Genomic DNA, 17,296 nt, shown 5'->3' with positions numbered 1-17,296 from the left:
GCTACCGGGGGCGGGGGCGTATCGCGTCCGTTGGAAAGCGGCTTCTCGGCTACGCCGCGTGCGGTAGCCGCCGCAGGACCGACACCATCATCAGCACCCCGCCGATCACCTGCACGACCAGCACCGGCACCTGCCCGGAGGAGTTCATGGCGAACGCGCTGAACAGGCCCCACGCCCCCGAGCCCGCCATCGCCCCGGCGCCGGTCCACACCAGCACCAGCCGCGGCCAGAACCGTCCCCGCGAAACGGTCGCCAAGGCCACCGCGGCGAGCACGCCGAGCAGTGCGATCACGACGTCCTGGCCCCGGGCCGACATCCCGCCGGAGCCGAACGCCCAGCTCGTGTGGCCGATCGCGGAAACGAGGGCGGCAGCGATACCGAGCCCGCCCGCCGCGCCGATCGTTCCCGGTCGGACGGTGCCGGTGACGACGAACCACCAGCGATCGCGGGCGTAGAGCACGAACGCGGTCAGCAGCAGGACACCCTGCCACGCGAAGCCGCCGTAGACGACGGCCCAGACCCAGTTCTCCAACGGCAGTCCGGCCGGTTGCGGCCGCGTCAGGTCGGCGACGATCACCGGAAGGTCCAGCACGATCGGCGCGAGCAGCCCGGTGCCGATCCAGATCGGGAAGAGCAGGAGCGGGGCGGGGATCCGGCGGCCCCAGGAGTAGGTGAACGCCAGCGCGAGCACCACCGCGACGACGTCCATCCCGCCGGTGAGCAGGTTCGCGAAGAGCATCAGCTCGGAGTCCACAAAGGACGGATCCCGGAGGCCGAGGCTGCCTCCCGTGACCCAGGAGGCCTTGAGGGTCAGATAGGGCAACGTGCCCAGGATCGCGGCGTAGCAGACGATCAAGCGGGCACTGGAGATCTTGGGCGTGGCGACTGCTGCGGTCATACGGTCAGCTTCGGCGTACACACCGCGGAAAGACTCCCTCGCGAGCCTGGTCCGCCTCCCTCTTCAGAAGGAACTGGGCAGCTTCGCCGCGGTTTCCTTATCGGCCGGGGTGAGCGTCGCCAGCGAGAGCTCCGAACGCCGCCCGAGGTACAGGTAGGAGAACTCGAACCGCAGCAGGCCGACGTCCGGATGCAGGTATCGCTTGAGCACGATCCGGTCACCGGAGACGTCGTGCTCCTTCCACATCCGCTCGAAGACCTCGGACTCCTGCCGCAGCCGCTTGACCAGGTTCTTCCACGCCGGTTCGGTGAGGTGCTCGGCCATCGCCGCCCGGAAACCGGCGACGACACGCGGCAGGTTGGTCTCCCAGTCGGGCAGTCTGCGCCGCCACTCGGGGTTGGTCAGGCATTGGACCATCGTGTTGCGGTCCTCGAACGGGATCGCGTCGACGTCACCCATCAGCCAGTTGTAGGCCCGGTTGTAGGCGAGGATGTCGCATCGCGCGTTGCGCACGCAGACCGGGAACGGCTCCAGTTTCGCCATCATCCGGTAGATGTTCTGGCTGAGGAGCTTGCAGTCCTTCTCCAACGGCGGTTCGGGCGCGCCGGCGAGGGTGAACAGGTGCAGATGCTCGTGCGGGTCGAGCCGCAGCGTGCGGGAGATCGCCTCCAGCACCTGCTCGGACGCGTTGATGTCGCGGCCCTGTTCGAGCCACGTGTACCAGGTGACGCCGACCCCGGCGAGCTGCGCGACCTCCTCGCGGCGCAGTCCCGGCGTGCGGCGCCTGCCGCTGATCGGCAGACCGACCTGATCCGGGGTGATGCGCTCACGGCGGCTGCGCAGGAAGGCGGCCAGTTCGTGCCGTCGCACGTCGGCCACTCGCGAATCGACGGTCATGGTCACCTCATCAGGTTCGCAAAACTCCGAGCCGGTTACCAGGTAGTGGTGGTACCAGGATAAATACACTCCTGGTACCAGGCTGAGTTTCGCTTGATCGTAGTACCCATGACTTCGACGCAAGTTCCGGCGACGCCCACCCGCGTCGCCGCCGGACCGGCCCTGACCTCGGCGGGCCTGGTCACCGTGCTGCTGGGGGCGGCACTCCCCCTCATCGATTTCTTCATCGTCAACATCGCCCTGCCCGCCATCGGCTCCGACCTCCGCACTTCGTCGGCCACCTTGGAACTGGTGGTCGCGGCCTACGGGATCGCCTACGCCGTGCTGCTGGTCGTCGGCGGACGGCTCGGTGACGCCTTCGGTCGTCGCAAACTGTTCCTGATCGGGCTGGCTTCGTTCACCGTGACCTCCCTGCTCTGCGGGATCGCGCCGACGGCGCTGACACTGGTACTGGCGCGGGCCGCGCAGGGGGCGGCCGCCGCGTTGATGCTGCCGCAGGTGCTGTCGATCATCCAGGCGACCACGACCGGTGAACGCCGGTCCAAGGTGCTGGGTCTCTACGGTGCGACCGCGGGGCTTTCGATGGTGCTCGGCCAGTTCCTCGGCGGGGCGCTGGTCGCCGTCGATCTCCTTGGCACCAGCTGGCGGCCGATCTTCCTGGTCAACGTGCCCGTCGGGATCGCCGGACTGGTGATCGCGCGACGGCTGATCCCGGAGAGCCGCTCCACCAACCCGATCGGCATCGACCGCTGGGGCACCGTTCTCCTGGCGATCGCCCTGGTGTCGCTGTTGCTGCCGCTGGCGGAAGGCCCGGTGCTGGACTGGCCACTGTGGACGATCGCGCTGCTGGTGGTCTTCCCGTTCGCCGCGGCCGGGTTCGTCCAGGTCGAACGCCGGATGGAGCGGCACGGCGGCATCCCGCTGCTCCCCCCGTCGGTGATGCGGATGCCGAGCGTGCGGCAGGGGCTGCTGGTCGGGGTGCCGTTCTTCATCGGCTTCAGCGCGTTCATGTTCGTGTTCGCGGTGACGCTGCAGGACGGCCTGCACCTCGGCCCGCTGGGTTCCGGACTGGTGACGGCGCCGCTTTCGCTCGCGTTCTTCGCGATGTGCCTGGTCAGCAGCCGCCTGGTGACGCGGTTCGGGCAGCGGGTCGTGGCGGCCGGGCTCTCGGTCCAGCTGCTGGGGCTGCTGGTGCTGATCGGCACCGTGCTGCTGGAATGGCCGAACCTGGGCGTGCTCGATTTCGCGCCGGGGATGCTGCTGTGCGGTCTCGGTCAGGGACTCGCGATGACGACGGTGTTCCGCATCGTGCTGTCCAAGGTGCCGCCGGAGATCGCCGGGGTCGGCAGCGGGATGCTGACGACGTCTCAGCAAGCCGCGATGGCGCTGGGGGTGGCGACGTTGGGCACGTTGTTCGCCTCGGTCGGCGCGGGCCCGCTCGGGATGAAGGGCGCGTTCGCGCTGGTCATCGGGATTCAGGCGGTACTGACGATCGGTGTGATCACGGTGGCGCGGCGGCTGCCGGATCCACGGAGCTAGCGAAGGTTCGGCCGCCTGCACTGTGAGCGTCAGCGGCCGGCGGCGTATCCCTGCATTCCCCGCGCGTTCGCGGCGGCGCGGAGGACTCCGCCGGAACGCGACACGGCGGAAAGCCGCCCCAGCGCCCAAGGTCCGGCATCGACGACGGCGTGGCCGCGCTCGGCCAGAGCGTCCATTGTGGACTTGCCGAGCCGCGATTCGACCACGAGTTCCCGTGGCGTCCACGAACGCGGATAGAACGAACTCGGGAACGCCGTCGTATGCCACGCGGGCGAATCGATCGACTCCTGCAGGTTCAGCCCGCCGAGCGTATGCGCCAGCCAGAAACACAGCTGCCACTGGTCCTGCTGATCCCCGCCGGGCGTCCCGAAGGCCAGCACCGGCTCGCCGTCACGCAGGCCCATCGACGGCGAAAGCGTGATCCGCGGGCGTTTCCGCGGTGCCAGCGAGTTCGGCAGGCCTTGTTCCAGCCAGAACATCTGCCCGCGAGAGTCGAGGCAGAACCCGAGTTCGGGAATCGTCGGGCTCGACTGCAGCCAGCCGCCCGATGGCGTCACCGAGATCATGTTCCCTGCCGCGTCGACGACGTCGATGTGCACGGTGTCGCCACGGGTCTCGCCCAGCGGCCCGACCGTCGGCTCCCCCGTCGCACCCGAACCGGATTCGAGACCGCGCAGCTTTTCGAGGATCGCGGGCAGCCGCGGCGAGGGGCCACCCGGCCGGAGTTCGGCGGATGCTTCTTCGGTGATCAAGGCGCGGCGGGTTTCCGCGTATTCACGGGAGATCAACAGCTCGATCGGCACCTCGGGTGAATCCCCGTACCAGGCCTCGCGATCGGCGAAGGCCAATTTCGCCGCCTCGACGGCCAAGTGCACCGTGCGTTCGGTCGGGATTCCATCCACATAGGACAGTTCGTCACGCAGGCCGTCCAGCAACCGTGCCTGCTGCAGCAAGGCGGGCCCCTGGGTCCAGGCGCCCATCTTCACCAGGCCCCAGTCACCGAAGTCGACCTGCAGTGCGTCTTCGTAGGTCGCTTCCCAGTTCGCGATGTCCTCGCCGGTCAGGAGTCCGGCGTGGTCACGGCCGGAGTCGTCGCGGAAGGCCTCGCGACTGAACTTCTCGATCGCCTCGGCGACGAAGCCCTGCGACCACGCCCGCCGTCCCGCGTCGATCTGCGCTTCGCGGCCGCTGACGGACTCGGCCTCGGCGAGCAGCCGCTCCCAGGTGTCCGCGAGCGCCGGATTGCGATGCAGGCCCTCGACGGGTTTGCCGTCGGTGAGCCACAGCGCCGCCGACGTCGGCCAGTGCTCGGTGAACAGGTCCTGCACCGCGCGGATCGTGTCGCCGACCCGGCTGACCAGCGGAATCCCGTTACGCGCGTAGGAAATCGCGTAGCCGAGAACATCGCGCAACGACTTCGTGCCGTGATCCCGGAGGAGCAGCAGCCAGCCGTCCCACGCCCCCGGAACGGTCGCGGGGAGAAGACCACTGCCGGGGATCAGGTCGAGCCCGAGGTCCGCGAACCGCTCCGGTGTCGCTGCCGCGGGTGAGACGCCCTGACCCGCGAGGACTCGCGGGGTTCGATCGGCGGCGGTGACGAAGATGCCGGGGACCTGCCCCGCCGGACCGCACAGATGCGGCTCGGCGATCTGCAGGACGAACCCGGCCGCTACCGCCGCGTCGAAGGCGTTGCCGCCGTTTTCGAGCACCGCCATGCCGGTGGCCGAAGCCAGCCAGTGCGTCGATGCCACCATGCCGTGGGTGCCGGCCAGTTCCGGCCTGGTCGTGAACACCCGGCCGATACTACGCTTTGCTAACTACTTTTTCAGTCCCAGAAGTTGAAGAGTGCTTCACCGAGATTGTCCGGACGCCAATACCTGACGTCGTCTTCATCGACCCAAGGCCACGCGGCCTGCTCGAACGGCCCATGCAGCTCGGCACAGCTGAAGATCCGGCACTCGGGGAGAAGCTCTTTCAGGACGGCCAGCAATCCCGGCTCGTCGACGAAACGGAGCGAACCGAATCCCACCGGCGTCGCGGCGATGCCGATGCCATGCCACGTCGCGTGCTTGCCCCAGTCGCGCGTCCACAACACGGCGACGGTGCGGTGGCGATAGGCGATGTGACCCTGGTCGAAATTCGGCGAGTAGTCGGAGTGCCGGAACTCCTTCACCCTGCCCTCTGTTCGCCGGGCCGCCTCGTAGCAGGCCCGGCGAAACTCCTTCTCGTCCCTCACTCACCGAAACTATCCCCGCGCGACGACCGGGACGTCGTAGTTTTCCAGCGTCGCCGCGTTGGCCGCGCGCGAAGTCAGCCACGTGAACACCTTGGTCATCGGCCGCGAGCCCAGCACCCGGTACAGGAAGTTCCGGTAGCCGACCATGAACCGCGTCTTCGGCGCGAGGAACGTACCGATCCCGGCCGCCTGCTTCTGAGAGACCTTCACCGGACCTCGGAGCTTCTCCTCGTAGCGCGCGAAGGCGACTTCGTGGTCTCCACGCGCGGCGGCGAGTTCACCCGCCAGGACGTACGCGCCCATCATCGCGAGCCCGGTTCCCGAACCGCCAGGACCCGCGCACCAGGCGGCGTCGCCGAGCAGCACGACCCGGCCCTGTGACCACTTGTCGAGGTGGATCTGGCTGAGCGAATCGAAGTACAGCGCGTCGACGTCGCCAAGGCCTTCCAGCAGTGCCGGAACTTCCCAGCCGAAGTCGGCGTAGCGCTCGGCGAGGACCTTCTTCTGCGCTTCGACATCGCGGCGGTGGACCTCCAACGGTCCCGACGCGAAGACGAAAGTGACGTTGAGCGCCGAGCGGTCGCGGCCGCTGGCGACCATCACCGTCCGGCCGGGGACGCTGCAGATCTGGCCGAGATGGTCGAGGTCGAGGTGGTTGGGCGCGGCGAAGCCCGCGGTGTGGAAGCCGAGATCGGTGCGGAACCGCTCTTCTTCGCCGAAGACCAGCCGCCTGACCCCCGAGTGCAGCCCGTCCGCGCCGACGACGAGGTCGAATCTGCGCGGCTCGTTGGCGGCGAAGGTGACGTCGACGCCGTCGCCGTGCTCATCCAACCCGGTGATCCAGTCGCCGAAGATGTACTCGGTTTCGTCCTTCGTGTGCTCGTAGAGGATTCGGGTCAGGTCTCCGCGCTCGATCTCGACTTCGCCGCTGAAGAACATCGACGGCATCTCCGCGACCTTCTTGCCACTGGGGTCGACGATGACCTGCGAACCCATCGCGGTTTCCTTCGCGCGGATGGCTTCCAGGATCCCCATGCGCTTCAGCAGGGTCATCTGCTCGCCGCGGAAGTCGACCGCGCTGCCGCCTTCGCGCAGGGCCGGGGCGCGCTCGACGACGGTCGGCGCGAAACCGCGCTTCCGCAGCCAGAAGGCGAGGGCCGGTCCCGCGATGCCGGCGCCGGAGATCAGAACGGTGGTCGTCATGGCTGCTCCTCGATGTTCTCGGTGATGGGAACGACCGTACGGCAGATTTGCACGCTTGGTCAAGCCGCTTGGTTAAACCAAATGGATAAACCGCATGGTCTAGGATCTTGGCCATGGGCAATCGCGAGGACCTGATGGCGGGTGCCATCCAGTGCTTGAAGGAAAAGGGCTGGTCACGCACGACAGTGCGGGATATCGCGGCGGCGGCCGGGGTCAGCCACGCGGCGATCGGTTACCACTTCGGCTCCCGGGAAACCCTGCTGCTGACGGCGTTCTCCCAGGCGATGGACGAGTGGGGCAAGGAAGTCCTGCGGGAGATGAGGAGCGCCATCGACCCGGGGTCGTCGCCGTCCGAGCAGTACCGGGCCTCGTGGCGGGCGATGATCGACTCCTACGGGCGCAACCGGCAGCTGTGGATTGCCTCGATCGAGGCATTCGTCCAGTCCGAGCATCACCCTGAGCTGCGGAAACAACTCGCCGCGGCGCAGCGCGAGGGTCGTCGCGGGATGGCGGCCGGGGTGCTGGGAATCGACGAGGACAACCTCACCGAGGCGGACGAGCGCCGCATCGGCGCGGTGGCCTCGGCACTGAACTCGGGCGTGATGCTGCAGCACATGCTCGACCCGGAGAACGCTCCGGCGGCCGAGGAGGTCGTGGACGGGCTGATGAAGCTCGTCTCTCTCGTGCAATGAAAGGACCTTTCCTTGCAAATTTCGCAAGGAAAGGTCCTTTCATTGCACGCGCGGGAGGGTTGACTGGGTCAGGAGACGGCGACCTTCCGCCGCAGCGCCGCCCGGGGCCGTCCGACGCCCTGCCACGACAGACCGGCGTCCAGGATCCGTCGCGGGTCCAGGAGATTGCGCGTGTCGACGACCGAGTCGCCGTCCATCTGCTCGGCCATGTAGTTCCAGTCGAGCCGTTTGAACTCGTCCCATTCCGTCAGCACGACGACGGCGTCGGCCGCCTTCGCGACCTGGTACGGGTCGTCGACCACGGTCATCCCGGCGAGCTGGCCGCCGACGGCCGGGTCGTAAGCGGTCAGTTCCGCGCCGAGCGCGCCCAGCACGGATGCGACCGCGAGGGCGGGTGAGTCGCGCAGGTCGTTCGTCCCGGCCTTGAACGCCAGACCGAGGATGCCGATCCGGGAACCGGCCAACGTGCCGCCGACGGCACCGGCGATCTTCGCGACGATGCGGTCCCGCTGCGCGATGTTCTCCTCGATCGCCGAGGTCAGCAGCGTGAAGTCGTACTGCACGGATTCGGCGACCTTGACCAGCGCACTGGTGTCCTTCGGCAGACAGGAGCCGCCCCAACCCGGGCCAGGCTTCAGGAACGAGCGGCCGATCCGCCGGTCGTAACCCATTCCTTCGGTGACCAGGTCGATGTCCGCGCCGAGGCGTTCGCACAGCTCGGCGATCGAGTTCACATAGGACAGTTTCATCGCGAGGAAGCAGTTCGCCGCGTACTTCACCAGTTCCGCGCTGGCCGCGTCGGCGACGACGACCGGGGCGGCCAGATCGGCGTAGAGATCGCCGACCCAGCGGGCGGCCGCGACGTCGTCGGAGCCGACGACGATCCGGTCCGGGCCGAGGAAGTCCTCGACCGCGGTGCCCTCACGCAGGAACTCCGGATTCGACACGACCGGCACGTCCGTGCGGCCGAGCATCGCTTGGATGCGCTTCGACGTGCCCACCGGAACGGTGGATTTGGTGATCAGCGCACAACCCGAAGGGATGACGTCGCCGATCTCGTTGGTCACCGCTTCGACCGCACGCAGATCCGCCGACCCGCCCGCCCCCATCGGCGTCGGCACACAAAGGAAAACGGCCTCCGCGTCGCGAACCGCGTCGCGCGCGCCGACCACGAAGGTGAGTCTTCCGCTGGTCAGCCCCCTCGACACCAGCTCGGACAATCCCGGCTCCAGGATGTCCACCCGTCCGGCGGAGAGCCTTGCGACCTTCGCCTGGTCGACATCGACGCAAGTGACTCGATGCCCCAGGCCGGCCAGGCAGGCCCCCGTGGTCAATCCGACGTAACCGGTCCCCACCACCACGATCCGAGCAGTGCTCATGCTGCTGAAGGTGACAGCCGGAGTTGACCTGGAAGCGAACGGAACGCTTCAGGCCCGAATACTCCTCACGACATGCTTCGCACCGACGTGAGCCAGCACACCCACCGCACCGATGCGAACGAGCGTTAACCTAGACCCGGTTGTCGACGAAAGGGAGAACATGCAGATCACCGACACCGCGGCGCTCGTCACGGGTGGCGCGTCCGGGCTCGGCGGTGCGACCGCGAAGGCGCTCGCGGCGAAGGGCGCGCGGGTCTTCGCGCTGGACCTCGCCGGTGCCATCGCCAACGCCGAGCAGGTCGAGGGCATCACCTACGTCGAGGCCGACGTGACCGATCCGGAGCAGGTGCGCGCCGCCGTCGCGACCGCCGCCGAGTCCGGGGTGCCGCTGCGGACCGTGGTGAACTGCGCCGGGATCGGGCCGTCCGCCCGCATCCTTTCGAAGAAGGGCCCGCACGACCTCGCCCTGTACGCGAAGGTCGTCCAGATCAACCTGATCGGCTCCTTCAACGTGCTGACGCTGGCCGCCGAGGCCATCGCGAAGACGGAACCGCTCGCCGACAACGCGCGTGGCGTCATCATCAACACCGCGTCGATCGCGGCCTTCGACGGCCAGATCGGGCAGGTGGCGTACTCGTCGTCCAAGGGCGGCATCGTCGGGATGACCCTGCCCGCCGCGCGCGACCTCGCGTCGCACGGGATCCGCGTGCTGACCATCGCGCCGGGCATCGTCGACACCCCCATGCTGGCGACGGTGAGTGAGGAGTTCCGCGCCTCGCTCGCCGAGGGGGTTCCGTTCCCGAAGCGGCTCGCGCGGCCGGACGAGTACGCGCAGCTCGCGCTGTCGCTGATCGACCACGACTACCTGAACGGCGAGGTCGTCCGGATGGACGGCTCGCTGCGCATGGCCCCTCGCTGAGCCTCCTCCGCGCGCAATGAAAGGTCCTTTCCTTGCAAAATTTGCAAGGAAAGGACCTTTCATGGCACGTCAGGGGCGGGTGAGACGGACTTCCAGGCCGATACCGGCGGTGGTGACGTCGCACGTCCGGAAGGCGGTTTCGGCGACGAGTCCGCCGAAGTCGACCGGCGTGTAGGCACGCCGCCGCAGCTGCCCGAGCGTCTGCCGGGTCGTCAAAGCGGCCAGTTTGCCGAGCTTCATGCCCTCGACCTCGCGCGCGATGTCACCGTCGGTCGCGTTCCGGTCCATGTCCTGCACCACGGCCGTACCACCGGGACGCAGCACGCGGTGCATCTCGTCGAGTGCCTTCACCGGCCACACGAAGTTCTTGAACGCGGCCTGGCAGACGACGAAATCGAACGACTCGTCGTCGAACGGCATCCGTGAAACGTCCCCCTCGCGAAACTCGACCTCGACGCCTTGGGTCCGCGCGTACTCGCTCGCGATCTCGACGAACGTCGGCGCGACGTCCAGTCCGGTGACGGTGAACCCCAACCGCGCCAGTTCGACGGCGAAGTAGCCGGGGCCGAAGGCGACTTCGAGGATCTTCGCGCCTTCCGGCAGTTCCGCGGTGAGTTCGCGGGCCTGCTTCCGCCAGAGTTCGAGCTGCGGTTCGGTGCCGCGCTGCCGGGCGTAGTTCCGGGCCAGCGCGCCGCCCATCTCCGGGATGAGCTTGAACCGCTTTCTGTCCTTGATGTTCGACATGGTCTCTCCAGGTTGTTCGCCCGGAGCCCGGCTATCCTCAAGGTGCCTTCTCGTGGCCGGGTTCCGGTTGCGGGATCGTCGCCCCGGTGAGGTGCTGCAACACCTCGCCGGGGCCCTTTCAACTGCGGGTATTCCCCCTTTCGGCCAACAGGGCCCGCCACTCGGCGAGGCCGGGCATCGAGCCGGAGGTCAGTTCTCCGAGAATCGAGCGGACCCACTCCGCTTCCGCCGTTCGGATCGCCAGGTGGTACTCGACCTCGAGCAGCACCAGCCGCGGAATCTCCTCGAGGAGCCGCGCCAGTTCGGCCCGGGTCGAGGCGATGTCCTCCTCCAGCGCCGCCAGCCGGGTGCGGAACAGGGCGATCACCTCGTCCGGACCGAGCCAGCCCAGCACCGACAGTCCGGCGACGAACTTCGGTTCCTCCGGCGCGAGTTCGCCGAGCAGCTCACGCAGCCAGTCGAGCATTTCGTCATGGCCGGCGTCGGTGATCCGGTACACCGTGCGCTCAGGCAGGGCACCGTCGCGACCGCTCTCGACGGCCTCGATGAAGCCGTGTTTCCGCAGGTTGCCGACGACGGTGTAGAACGAGCCCCATTTGATCCCCATGTCGCGGTCCTTACCGCGGCTCTTCAGGATCGAGGCCATTTCGTACGGATGCATCGGACGCTCGTTCAGCGTCGACAGGATCGCCAGCGCGAGCAGATTCCCGACCTTCCGCCGCTTCAAGCCGCCTCCTCGCTTGCGAGTACTCGTCTACGAGTATCCGGATGAGCGAGCTTGATCGCAAGTCTCTCGGCAACTGAGAGATCAGAGGTCGTTCATGTACGGCACGGACGTCTGCGCGTGGTCGGTCATCCAGTTCCGCAGCGCGTGCGTGGCCAGGACGTCGTCCTCGTTGTAGCGCAGCAGGCGCTCACGCTGGGCATCGTCCGGGACGCCGCCGTCCATGCCGACCGCGTCGCGATACCAGCTCATCGACGCCTCGCCGCCCGCTTCCGGATCGCGCCAGGCGAAACCGGCGACCGGGGCGATCACCTTGAGTCCCTTGCCGTGCGAGCACAAGAACTGGTCGGTGACGCTACGGAAGAGATCGATCCACTCTTCGGAGTCCACAAAGGACGCGATCTCGGCCTTCGTGGGAACGCCGGGGTGATCGCCGAACCGTTCCGCGGAGCCGAAGAGCCAGCGATTCTCGGCGAGCGCGTTGTAGCAGTAGGCGCGGAAGGTCAGCCCGGCCGCGAGGGTGCGCTCCCGGACTTCCTTGAACCAGGCCCAGAATTCGGCGAACGACCGGGCCTCGTCCGCGGTCGGCAGCGGCTCCCAGGTCGCGAAGGCCCGGTAGCCCTGCTCCATCCCGATGTCGGCGCCGGTCAGCAGCGAACCCCACAGATACGCGCCGGAATCACCGAAGCTCTCCATGTCGACGTCCACCTCGACGTCGCCGCGGGAGACCTCGACGCGGTCGACCTTGCGCACCATCGTGAGATCGGCGAGCCAGGCGCGCGCGAGGATGATCGCGTCGGCGAAGGTGCCGCCGGTCCAGTTCATCGACGGGGGTTCGTCGGCCGGATCGAGCGCCGCCAGCTTGTCCACTGTGGACACCCCGGCGCGGCGGAGTTCCATCGCGTCCTCGCCGCGGACGACCAGGCTGACGTCGCGGGTTTCGGTGAGCAGGACCTCGCACGTGGGCCACCAGGGACAGCGACGGCATTCGAGGACACGCGACGGTTCGGCGAGCGGCTCTTCGCCTTCGGCCGCCGCGGTCGCGATGGCGAGCCTGTCGGCGAAGCGGCTTTGGTACTCCGTCAGCGCGCTTTTCCCGCCCGGCCAGGTGCCCGCGGACAGGTCGTGCCAGACGACGACGTCCGCGTCGAGACCGATGACGCCACCGAACGCGCGATGCCCTTCGTGCTTCCCGAGCGCTTCGAGCATCCGGTAGAGATGCGCGAGCCGCATCTGGTCCCGCGGTTGCGAGCGGACCTTTCGCGCCGGGTCGGGCAGCCGGTTCGCCGGATCGAGGTCGGTCATCACCGTGGTCGGCGCGCCCGCGCCGCGATCGGTGATGCGGTGCCGTACGACCAGCACCGGCACGTACCCCGTGCCGGTGTGGACCAGGAGTTCGGAGCCGCCACGCCGGTGACCGGCGCGATCCACCGGCAGCAGCGCACCCCAGATGTAGGGCGCTTCGGCGGCGAGAGCCTCTTCGGTGAGCTGCACGCGTTCGGCGGCCGGGAGGTCGCGGGCGATCTTGACCCAGCCCGCGTCCGGGCCGGTCGCGTCCATCAATCGCTGGACAATGGCCTCGCGATGGGCTGACGCGTCGGCGATCCGCTGCTGCGCGGCGGGGTCTGGCGGGGCGAGCGGAACCTCGCGCATCGCCGGATCGTGTTCAAGGTGCACGCGACGCCGGCAGCGGCTCACCGCTCCCGCGTCCAGTAGCACCTCGTTACTCACAGACAACACTCTAGAAGGCGACCGGCAAGCCGACATGCCCGCCACTTCGGGGACCAGTAAGTTCGTCTGTGACACAGCGTGGGAGGTGCCATGGCGCGCAAGGCCAAAGCCATCGAGGGCGAAGGCAGGTTCACCCCGAAGAAGGCGAAAAACGCCGTCGCGGTGGCCAAAGTGCTCGGACCGGCCGTACTGCCGGTGATCGCGCCGTACGCCGTTCGAGCGGCGGGTGCCGCGCGAGAGCTATACGACCGTTATCAGGCGAAGAAGCTCGGCGTCGCCGTCGACCAGCTCAGCGAGTACAGCGGACGCGGTGCCGCGTTGCACGCGCGGATCGCGGGACTGACGCAAGGGCTCGCGGAGCTGACGAAGTCCGCGAAGGCGACCGACGCCGACGCGAGCTTCGCGAAGGACACTCAGGGGACGCTGGAGCAGCTTTCGGCGACCGTCCGTGCCGCGGAGCGGATGCCCGCCGCGCGGCGCAAGGCGGCGCATCGGGCCGTGGCCGGGGAGCTGGACCAGCTGGAGGGGAAGCTGCTGCACCGCTTGGGGATCTGAGCGAGCTGAAGGGAGCTTTCCCCGCATGAGATGCGAGGAAAGCTCCCTTCACCGCGTGGGATGCGGGGAAAGTCCCCTTCAGCCCCCACCTAGCGGATGAACCCCTTCTTCTTCATCCACTCGTAGGCGACTTCGCCCTGGTCACGGCCGTCGACGTCGACCTGTTTGCACAGTTCGATCATCTGCTCGTTGTCGAGGGCCGCGCTGACGGCGTCGAGCGGGCCGCGCAGTTCCGGGTGCTGCTTGAGGAAGTCCGTCCGCAGCGTCGGCACGGCGTTGTACTGCGGGAACGCCTTCTTGTCGTCTTCGAGGACGCGCAGGTTGAGTCCGGCGATACGGCCGTCGGTCGTGAAGATCTCGCCGATCGGGCAGGTCCCGCTCGCCACGGCCGAGTAGATCGTGCCGATGCCGAAGTTCTTGATCACCGGATTCTGGAAGCCGTACGCCCGCACGGCGGCGGGGAAACCGTCCTGGCGGCTGGTGAATTCGGTCTCCAGGCAGAACACGTTCTGGTCGGGCTTCCGCTTCAGGAACTCCGCCAGGTCCGACGTCGTCTTCAGGTTGTTCGCCGCGCCGTAGGCCTCGGTGACCGCGAAGGCGTACTGGTCGTTGAGCGGCGAGTAGTTCAGCCAGGTGACGCCGTACTTCGCCTCGTCGGCCGCCTTCGTGGCTTCGTACTGGGCCTGTTCCCCGCCGGGGACGGGGAGTTCGTTGCCCTGGTAGTTGATCCAGCCGGTGCCGGTGTACTCCCAGGTGACGTCGGTCTGCCCGGCGAGCAGCGCCTGCCGCGACGAGTTCGAGCCCTTGATGTCGGTCAGGTCGACGACGTCCGCGCCCGCCGCGGAAAGCGCCATTTCGGCCATGTAGCCGAGGATGATGTTCTCGGTGAAGTCCTTGGACCCCACCGTCACCTCGACGCCCTTGAGCGACTCGATGGGCTGGATGGAACCGGGTTCGATCTTGTACGGCAGCGCGGTGTTGACCTCGAGTCCGCACGCGGAAAGCGTGCCGCACAACAGGATCGTGCCGAGAATGGCCTTCACTCGCATGTCAGCGCAGTCCCTTCGGTCCGAAGAACTGTTCCGCGACCGCGCCGAGCCAGTCCACCAGCAGTGCCAGCGCGACGGCGAGCACCGAACCGGTGATCAGCACTTTCGTCAGGTTGAGCTTGTAGCCGGTGTCGATGAGCAGACCGAAACCGCCGGCGTTGACGAACATGCCGAACGTCGCCGTGCCGACCGCCAGCACCAGCGACGTCCGCAGGCCCGCCAGGATCAGCGGGATGGCCAGCGGGAATTCGACCCGCCACAGCACGCCGGACGCCGACATGCCGATGCCGCGGCCGGCGTCGATCAGGGCGGGGTCGATCTGCTGCAGGCCGACCATCGTGTTCCGCAGCACCGGAAGCAGCGAGTAGAACGCCAGCGGCAGCGCCGCGACCCACAGCCCGCCGGTCGCGCCGGTGACGATGAACCACAGCACCAGCACCCCGAGCGCGGGCGCGGCCTGGCCGATGTTCGCGACCGCCAGGAACACCGGCGCCGCCCACTTCGCCCATGGCCGGGTGACCAGCACGCCGAGCGGCACCGCGACGGCGACCACGATCGCGGTCACCACGATGGTCATCGCCAGGTGGTCGCGCAGCGCGGCGAGCAACCCGGCGGCGTTGAGCGTCTCCTTCTCCGTCGCGGTCAGGTCGCCGGCGAACACCCAGATCAGCACCCCGGCGACGATCAGCAGCACCGCCGCCGGCTGGGCGAACAGCCGGACCCGCTCGGCGCTTCTTGACGAGGATTCGGTGGAGAACCCGGTATCGACGGCCGTCATGCGGTCACACCTTCCGCCGGATTGTCGTCCGCGTGCTCCTCGCGCAGCTGCTGGATCGTCGAGATGACGGTGTCGAGCTCGATCGTCCCGGCGTACTCACCGCGCGCGCCCGTCACCGGGACGCTGCCGCCCTCGACGAGCATCGCTTCGAGCGCGTCCTGCAGCGTCGACTGGAGGCTGACCCAGTCACGCAGCGGTTTGCCGGCGGTGGCCAGCGAGCTGCCCGCGGTCAGTTCCCGGACGTGGACCCACCGCATCGGACGACGGCGCTGATCGAGCACCAGCACGAAATGCTTGCGCTGCTTGGTCAGCTTCTCGCGCACGTCCGACGGCGATTCGCTGACGGTCGCCGTCAGCGCGTCCTGCTTCAGCTCGACGTCGCGGACCCGCAGCAGTGTCAGCTGCTTCAGCGAGGCACCGGCGCCGACGAAACCGGCGACCGTGTCGTCCGCCGGGTTCGCGAGGATCGCGTCCGGGGTGTCGTACTGGAGGATCTTCGACTGGTTGCCGAGCACCGCGATCTTGTCGCCGAGCTTCACGGCTTCGTCGAAGTCGTGGGTGACGAAGACGATCGTCTTCTTCAGCTCGGTCTGCAGCCGCAGCAGTTCGTCCTGCAGGTTGCCCCGGGTGATCGGGTCGACCGCGCCGAACGGTTCGTCCATCAGCAGCACCGGCGGATCCGCCGCGAGTGCCCGCGCCACCCCGACCCGCTGCTGCTGGCCGCCGGACAGTTGACGCGGGAAGCGGTCGCGGAAGTCGATCGGGTCGAGCCCGACCAGGTCCATCATCTCCTCGACCCGGTCGTTGACCTTCTTCTTGTCCCAGCCGAGCAGCCCCGGCACCACCGCGATGTTCTGCGCGACGGTGAAATGCGGGAACAACCCGGCCTGCTGGATCGCGTAGCCGATACGGCGGCGCAGGGTGTCGACGTCGAGCTTCAGCGCGTCGTCACCGCCGATGGTGATCCGGCCCGACGTCGGCTCGATCAGCCGGTTGATCATCCGCATGGTCGTGGTCTTGCCGCAGCCGGACGGGCCGACGAAGACCACGATCTTGCCGGCGGGCACCACCATCGAGAAGTCGTCGACCGCCGGTTCGCGGGTGCCGGGGTAACGCTTGCTGACGTTCTCCAGCTGGATTTCGACACCGGATACGGTTTCAGCGTGTTCAGCCACGGACACCCCTTGAGACGGTCAAACGGTTGATCAGGACGTAAACGGCGTCGAGGACCAGCGCGAGGACGACCACGCCGAGCGTCCCGGTCAAGGCCTGGTTGAGGGAGTTCGTGCTCCCCGCGTTCGTGAGCCCGGAGAAGACCTCCGAGCCGAGGCCCGGGCCCTTCGCGTAGGCCGCGATGACCGCGATGCCCATGAGCATCTGCGTCGCGACCCGCATCCCGGCGAGGATGGCCGGCCACGCGAGCCGCAGCTCCACCCTGGTCAGCACGCCGAACCGGCTCATGCCGATACCGCGCGCCGCGTCGCTGACCGCCGGATCGACCCCGCTGAGCCCGACGATCGTGTTCCGCACGATCGGCAGCAGCGCGTAGAGCACGAGGGCGATGACGGTGGTGTTCGCGCCGAGGCCGAAGACCGGGATGAGGAGACCCAAGAGAGCGAAGGAGGGGACGGTGAGGATCGTGCTCGCCAATGCCGTGGCCAGCGCGGACCCCATCGGGCTGCGATAGACGGCGACGCCGATCAGCACGCCGAGCACGGCGGCCAGGATGGTGCACTGCACGACCGCGCTGACATGGAGAAGCCCTTGGAGGGCGAGTCTGTCCCACCGATCCGAGATGTACTCGAAGAGATTCATCGCGTGCTGGTTCTCCCGCCGCCTCTGAGTGAGAGTGCTCACCCATTCGGAGTAGCTGTATCGGGAGCCTGACTACCCAAAAAGTGTGCGGTCAAACCCCTGTTTACCGCCTTTTATCCCGTCAACCTTCCCCATTC

General features: G+C 67.9%; 17 protein-coding genes. 4 read left to right on the top strand and 13 right to left on the bottom strand.

The genetic code is table 11. The features are described from left to right. Window positions 1-49: 49 nt before the first annotated feature. Window positions 50-898: a hypothetical protein gene (locus ACZ5ZX_RS02700; RefSeq protein WP_465500332.1), complete on the bottom strand. Its 849-nt coding sequence runs from the start codon at window positions 896-898 to the stop codon at window positions 50-52. Between the two features lie 63 nt (window positions 899-961). After that, a complete protein-coding gene (locus ACZ5ZX_RS02695; protein ID WP_465500331.1) occupies window positions 962-1,795 on the bottom strand; it encodes a helix-turn-helix transcriptional regulator in 834 nt (277 codons plus the stop codon). A gap of 108 nt (window positions 1,796-1,903) precedes the next feature. On the opposite strand from ACZ5ZX_RS02695, the gene ACZ5ZX_RS02690 reads away from it, so the two are divergent. Next, window positions 1,904-3,334 (top strand): MFS transporter, encoded by a 1,431-nt coding sequence (locus ACZ5ZX_RS02690; protein ID WP_465500330.1) that lies wholly within the window; start codon window positions 1,904-1,906, stop codon window positions 3,332-3,334. Window positions 3,335-3,363: 29 nt separating this feature from the next. On the opposite strand, the gene ACZ5ZX_RS02685 is transcribed toward ACZ5ZX_RS02690, so the two are convergent. The 3 genes from ACZ5ZX_RS02685 to ACZ5ZX_RS02675 are packed head-to-tail and all read right to left on the bottom strand — an operon-like array spanning window position 3,364 to window position 6,773. After that, window positions 3,364-5,127: a gamma-glutamyltransferase family protein gene (locus ACZ5ZX_RS02685; protein WP_465500329.1), complete on the bottom strand. Its 1,764-nt coding sequence runs from the start codon at window positions 5,125-5,127 to the stop codon at window positions 3,364-3,366. Window positions 5,128-5,159: 32 nt separating this feature from the next. Next, window positions 5,160-5,570, bottom strand: coding sequence for a hypothetical protein (locus ACZ5ZX_RS02680; RefSeq protein WP_465500328.1), 411 nt, complete (start codon window positions 5,568-5,570; stop codon window positions 5,160-5,162). Between the two features lie 9 nt (window positions 5,571-5,579). After that, complete coding sequence (locus tag ACZ5ZX_RS02675; protein ID WP_465500327.1) at window positions 5,580-6,773, bottom strand: FAD-dependent monooxygenase; 1,194 nt, start codon at window positions 6,771-6,773, stop codon at window positions 5,580-5,582. Between the two features lie 113 nt (window positions 6,774-6,886). On the opposite strand from ACZ5ZX_RS02675, the gene ACZ5ZX_RS02670 reads away from it, so the two are divergent. After that, a complete protein-coding gene (locus ACZ5ZX_RS02670; protein ID WP_465500326.1) occupies window positions 6,887-7,465 on the top strand; it encodes a TetR/AcrR family transcriptional regulator in 579 nt (192 codons plus the stop codon). Between the two features lie 68 nt (window positions 7,466-7,533). Here the strand turns inward: ACZ5ZX_RS02670 and ACZ5ZX_RS02665 are convergent, their stop codons facing one another. Further along, window positions 7,534-8,844, bottom strand: a complete 1,311-nt coding sequence (locus ACZ5ZX_RS02665; protein ID WP_465500325.1) for a UDP-glucose dehydrogenase family protein — start codon at window positions 8,842-8,844, stop codon at window positions 7,534-7,536. Window positions 8,845-9,004: 160 nt separating this feature from the next. Here ACZ5ZX_RS02665 and ACZ5ZX_RS02660 point away from each other — a divergent pair, with 160 nt between their 5' ends. Next, entirely contained in the window at window positions 9,005-9,763 is a 759-nt protein-coding gene (locus ACZ5ZX_RS02660; RefSeq protein ID WP_465500324.1) for an SDR family NAD(P)-dependent oxidoreductase, read from the top strand. Between the two features lie 69 nt (window positions 9,764-9,832). Here ACZ5ZX_RS02660 and ACZ5ZX_RS02655 read toward each other — a convergent pair whose 3' ends face one another. The 3 genes from ACZ5ZX_RS02655 to ACZ5ZX_RS02645 all read right to left on the bottom strand — a co-directional run bounded on the left by ACZ5ZX_RS02655 (window position 9,833) and on the right by ACZ5ZX_RS02645 (window position 12,998). Continuing rightward, window positions 9,833-10,507: a class I SAM-dependent methyltransferase gene (locus ACZ5ZX_RS02655; protein ID WP_465500323.1), complete on the bottom strand. Its 675-nt coding sequence runs from the start codon at window positions 10,505-10,507 to the stop codon at window positions 9,833-9,835. 118 nt (window positions 10,508-10,625) lie between these two features. After that, the gene (locus ACZ5ZX_RS02650) at window positions 10,626-11,234 is read right to left on the bottom strand and encodes a PadR family transcriptional regulator (protein WP_465500322.1); all 609 of its coding nucleotides are present in this window, start codon (window positions 11,232-11,234) and stop codon (window positions 10,626-10,628) included. 81 nt (window positions 11,235-11,315) lie between these two features. Then, window positions 11,316-12,998, bottom strand: a complete 1,683-nt coding sequence (locus ACZ5ZX_RS02645; protein WP_465501018.1) for a TM0106 family RecB-like putative nuclease — start codon at window positions 12,996-12,998, stop codon at window positions 11,316-11,318. 54 nt (window positions 12,999-13,052) lie between these two features. On the opposite strand from ACZ5ZX_RS02645, the gene ACZ5ZX_RS02640 reads away from it, so the two are divergent. Continuing rightward, entirely contained in the window at window positions 13,053-13,517 is a 465-nt protein-coding gene (locus tag ACZ5ZX_RS02640) for a DUF6474 family protein (protein ID WP_465500321.1), read from the top strand. 89 nt (window positions 13,518-13,606) lie between these two features. Here the strand turns inward: ACZ5ZX_RS02640 and ACZ5ZX_RS02635 are convergent, their stop codons facing one another. The 4 genes from ACZ5ZX_RS02635 to ACZ5ZX_RS02620 are packed head-to-tail and all read right to left on the bottom strand — an operon-like array spanning window position 13,607 to window position 17,159. Beyond that, a complete protein-coding gene (locus ACZ5ZX_RS02635) occupies window positions 13,607-14,566 on the bottom strand; it encodes a glycine betaine ABC transporter substrate-binding protein (protein ID WP_465500320.1) in 960 nt (319 codons plus the stop codon). 1 nt (window position 14,567) lies between these two features. Next, on the bottom strand, window positions 14,568-15,344 hold the full coding sequence (locus tag ACZ5ZX_RS02630) for an ABC transporter permease (protein ID WP_465500319.1): 777 nt from the start codon (window positions 15,342-15,344) through the stop codon (window positions 14,568-14,570). Continuing rightward, complete coding sequence (locus ACZ5ZX_RS02625; RefSeq protein WP_465500318.1) at window positions 15,341-16,525, bottom strand: ABC transporter ATP-binding protein; 1,185 nt, start codon at window positions 16,523-16,525, stop codon at window positions 15,341-15,343. Before ACZ5ZX_RS02625 ends, ACZ5ZX_RS02630 begins: the two co-directional genes overlap by 4 nt. Next, a complete protein-coding gene (locus ACZ5ZX_RS02620) occupies window positions 16,512-17,159 on the bottom strand; it encodes an ABC transporter permease (protein WP_465501017.1) in 648 nt (215 codons plus the stop codon). Before ACZ5ZX_RS02620 ends, ACZ5ZX_RS02625 begins: the two co-directional genes overlap by 14 nt. Window positions 17,160-17,296: the final 137 nt, after the last annotated feature.

It is taken from the genome of Amycolatopsis sp. NPDC033938 (assembly GCF_055575975.1).
Note: the sequence above shows the minus strand (reverse complement) of the source record. Positions and strands in the feature narration are given on the sequence as shown.

Bases quoted from the DNA above. Each gene is read 5' to 3' on its own strand.
- ACZ5ZX_RS02640 (WP_465500321.1), top strand. From the start codon at position 13,053: ATGGCGCGCAAGGCCAAAGCCATCGAGGGCGAAGGCAGGTTCACCCCG.
- ACZ5ZX_RS02630 (WP_465500319.1), bottom strand. From the start codon at position 15,344: ATGACGGCCGTCGATACCGGGTTCTCCACCGAATCCTCGTCAAGAAGC.
- ACZ5ZX_RS02675 (WP_465500327.1), bottom strand. From the start codon at position 6,773: ATGACGACCACCGTTCTGATCTCCGGCGCCGGCATCGCGGGACCGGCC.
- ACZ5ZX_RS02670 (WP_465500326.1), top strand. From the start codon at position 6,887: ATGGGCAATCGCGAGGACCTGATGGCGGGTGCCATCCAGTGCTTGAAG.
- ACZ5ZX_RS02665 (WP_465500325.1), bottom strand. From the start codon at position 8,844: ATGAGCACTGCTCGGATCGTGGTGGTGGGGACCGGTTACGTCGGATTG.
- ACZ5ZX_RS02695 (WP_465500331.1), bottom strand. From the start codon at position 1,795: ATGACCGTCGATTCGCGAGTGGCCGACGTGCGACGGCACGAACTGGCC.
- ACZ5ZX_RS02700 (WP_465500332.1), bottom strand. From the start codon at position 898: ATGACCGCAGCAGTCGCCACGCCCAAGATCTCCAGTGCCCGCTTGATC.
- ACZ5ZX_RS02660 (WP_465500324.1), top strand. From the start codon at position 9,005: ATGCAGATCACCGACACCGCGGCGCTCGTCACGGGTGGCGCGTCCGGG.
- ACZ5ZX_RS02645 (WP_465501018.1), bottom strand. From the start codon at position 12,998: ATGTCGGCTTGCCGGTCGCCTTCTAGAGTGTTGTCTGTGAGTAACGAG.
- ACZ5ZX_RS02690 (WP_465500330.1), top strand. From the start codon at position 1,904: ATGACTTCGACGCAAGTTCCGGCGACGCCCACCCGCGTCGCCGCCGGA.
- ACZ5ZX_RS02655 (WP_465500323.1), bottom strand. From the start codon at position 10,507: ATGTCGAACATCAAGGACAGAAAGCGGTTCAAGCTCATCCCGGAGATG.
- ACZ5ZX_RS02635 (WP_465500320.1), bottom strand. From the start codon at position 14,566: ATGCGAGTGAAGGCCATTCTCGGCACGATCCTGTTGTGCGGCACGCTT.
- ACZ5ZX_RS02620 (WP_465501017.1), bottom strand. From the start codon at position 17,159: ATGAATCTCTTCGAGTACATCTCGGATCGGTGGGACAGACTCGCCCTC.